General features: G+C 60.7%; 2 protein-coding genes and 1 pseudogene. 2 read left to right on the forward strand and 1 reads right to left on the reverse strand.

Annotated features, from left to right (window positions below; all coding sequences use genetic code 11):
- Window positions 1-646: 646 nt before the first annotated feature.
- Together ABD366_RS42590 and ABD366_RS42595 are read left to right on the forward strand one after the other, a co-directional pair.
- A complete protein-coding gene (locus tag ABD366_RS42590; RefSeq protein WP_324770678.1) occupies window positions 647-1,645 on the forward strand; it encodes a hypothetical protein in 999 nt (332 codons plus the stop codon).
- Between the two features lie 2 nt (window positions 1,646-1,647).
- Window positions 1,648-2,217: a hypothetical protein gene (locus ABD366_RS42595; protein ID WP_324770677.1), complete on the forward strand. Its 570-nt coding sequence runs from the start codon at window positions 1,648-1,650 to the stop codon at window positions 2,215-2,217.
- A 213-nt stretch (window positions 2,218-2,430) separates the two neighbouring features.
- On the opposite strand, the pseudogene ABD366_RS42600 reads toward ABD366_RS42595, so the two are convergent.
- Window positions 2,431-2,778, reverse strand: a pseudogene (locus ABD366_RS42600) (transposase family protein); the annotation flags it as partial.
- Window positions 2,779-3,211 lie beyond the last annotated feature (433 nt).

Genomic DNA, 3,211 nt, shown 5'->3' on the forward strand with positions numbered 1-3,211 from the left:
GTTGGCGTCACTCCGTGACGTCGGGTCAGCAACGCTCCGCGTTGCTGACGGCTCGGATCGCTCCGCGATCCAGCCTCGCAGTTCCACGCTCCGCGCGGCCCTGCAAAAGCGGCTGGCTGCGGGATGGGACCCTGAACCGCCTCGGAGGCACAGTAGAACCGCCAACTGAAATCTGACGCGTACTGACGTGCAGTCATTTACGCGGCGTGCGTCAAAGTTTATGCCTAGATGGATTATGGCGTGAGAATCGATGTCCGATACCTCGGCATAAGTTGCGGGTGTCACATACCAAGGACCAGCGAAACTGCGCAGCAGCCAGAAACCCTGCACAGCCTGCCATGCCTATCATGAGTGCCCAGCTCAGCGGGTCCAACGACCCTCTTCACCGAGCAGATTGACTGAGCAGCCCCTTCCGGAAGCTGCTCAATCGATCTGCGAAACCGCAGTTCAGGGGAATGGTCACTGCGCAGGTCCACTGAACAACGACAGTTGATGACGTCCCTGTGTAGATCGACTGAACAATCGTAAATGATGGTCCATCAATTTGGTTGTCAAAGAGGGTAGTTCACTTCTCAGCTGAACCCATCGGCAAAAATGACGGTGAGCGGAGTGTGGGAGTCGCCCTGGAGCCGAGGAGGCGACGAGCATGGTGAACGGGGCCTGGAGCAGGTCTGGGGGCGCTTTGAGGCAAGGCATCTTCCGTGTTGCGCACCCCACCGGCCTGAAACCGATCGGCAACTGCGAAACCGGCTGCAAGAACAAGGACGGCGGCACCACCTACGACTGGCTGACCCCCGGCGCCGACGGCTGGACCTACCACTCCACAACCACCTACACGCAGAAAGTCACATACCCCACCAGCGGGGGTGGGACCGGCGTTGGCACGATGACTGTCACGGTCCATAACAATGGGGGCCACGTCTCGGCGAAAGTCATCTACAAGAAGGGCCCCGCGCCGAAACCGAAGAAGGATGACGGCGTCTGCAACTCTTGCTGGGCCATGGGAACGAACCCCGGCTATGACTACAACGCTCATGACCTACCTGACACGGGGAAACTTTCCACCCTGCAAAAGGTTCTTCTTGGGGTCGTCACAGTAGTGGGACTAGCGGTTGCTGTTGCACCAGTAGCCGCCGAGTCCGCCGCCGGATGTCTCGCCACAGCACCGGTATGCATCGCGGAAATCGCAGAGGCCGCGACCGGTGGAGCCTCCGGAGGAAGCGCAGTCGTCGGTAGTGGTGCTGCGGCTGCAAGCGCTAAATTGTCCTCAACCGCCTCTCGGGGCGCCGAAGCGGTAGCACTTGGACTTCGAAGAGAAGAGTATGTTGCGCAACTTATTGGCGGCGTAGTATCCAAGGGACCGAACGGGCAGGACATAAAGATTGTAATGCCTAATGTCGGATCCAGTGGCCTTGACGCCATAGGGCCAAACGGCGAATACGTTTTCGTCGGTGGTGGCGCAAAAGCAGCAAACCCCGCGAAGTTCGGAAAGGCTCTCAAAATCAATAAGTACGCCGCAGATGAGGCGGGAGTCAGAGGCATGTACTACCTAGACGCCTCAAACACTCCAGAATCCGCAATCAACCAGGCGCGAAAGGTATTCGGAGCCGAAAACGTCCACACGTTCAATATGCCGGAGGGGTGAAAATGGACGGGTTCATTCGCTGGTATCGCGAAATGGGAAAGAGTTCGGCCTTTTCGGAGCAAATCGCCGCGTTCGAACGAAGCGGTGTCACTCTCAATCATGCGGACGCCAACTCGGCGTCCCTTGTCAACGTTGACGGCGACGACGTGTCCATCGAGATCGACGCCCTCAGGCAGGTACTCGAACTCAGAGTTCCGTCTGTCAGTGTCAATTGGTGGCTTACGAGTGGCACTAACGTCGTGGGCGAGTATGCGCATGAACCGCTAGGGTGCGAAATCCAAACCTTTTGGATGGATGGAGTGAGCCTCCCGGAGGCTAAAACCTTTGCTTCGGCGGTGACAGCGGCGGCGTCTGCAGTCGCAACGCCCACTCGCGCTCTCATCTGCGATTACCAGGGGATCACCGACGCCGACGACTGGAACTCCGTGGCGCTTTACGGCCAAGATAGGATTCCCGGACTCGTTGACTCCCTCTTGCTTGATGGCGAGATTGCGTGTCGGGTACTCGAGAAGGCGCCGATGCTGCGCGGTCAAGCCGCGGGCCCCTCCATAATTAGGCTAACTTCAGCCTAATCGCAAAACCTGATTCAGGCCGTACAAAAACGAATGAGGAAATAGCATGTTCGGGGTGCGAGTGGCGTCGCGCCGCGAACGCGCGTCCGCATGTTTTCCAGCACGAATCTTCGCCGCTGCGCTAGTACGTAACGGGAAGCTGGACACGCGGCCGCGGATCATGTGGCAGGGACCATTCCCGCGTCTGCGGGGTTGGTCCCTGCACGGTGAGCCCGCCACGGCCTGCTCGCCGCGGCAGCGGATCTTGGCGTGGGTGGTGTTGTAGCGACGCTTCCACCTAGTGAGGCGGCGGCCCCGGAACGGGACCCGGACGGGTCCGCCGGCTCCTTGATACGCCTTGTCGGCCCAGCATCCGAGTCCCGCGTCGGTGAGAGCGTCGATGATGCCGTGCTGCCTGGCAGCGGTCAGATCGTGGGTCGAGCCGGGCAGCGCCGGCGAGGCCCAGAGCAGCCGTCCGAACGGATCGGTGAGTACCTGGACGTTCATGCCGTGGCGTTTGTGTTTCCCTGAGAGCCTGTGTCTGATCCCCTGATATGGATCTTTAGCCGGGTCTAGCCTGATGGTTGTGTCCGGGTTCGTCTGACTGCCGTTTCAGCGATGTTGTCCAGTGTGTGACTCTCCGCTGGAGTTGAGAGCCGCGCCGCGGGCGGTGTACTGCTCGGCGGCGTGTCGGGCCAGGCAGTGGCGGCGTACACGCAGGATCCGACGCTGGGCCGCGGCCGAACGGGACGGCGAGGGGCGGCGCGTCTGCCCGGTCTGCGAGACCGTGTGGGTGGCTGGGGTGGATCATCGCAGTAACGCGGTCTACTGCTCGGCGAAGTGCCGCGGGAGAGCTTCGTACCAGCGGAGCAAAGCGTTCGCTGAAGCACCGAATAGACGCTTGAGCGAACGGCCCGGCTGACCGTTCCGGGTCCGTACGGTCAGTTTCTGTCAGTGAGCGTTTTCATTGTGGCCACTGATCGAGTGACGGGGCGGTGTGCGGGCGGGGCGCAAC

Origin of the sequence: Streptomyces kunmingensis (assembly GCF_039533535.1) — a bacterium.
Lineage (GTDB): Bacteria > Actinomycetota > Actinomycetes > Streptomycetales > Streptomycetaceae > Streptomyces > Streptomyces kunmingensis.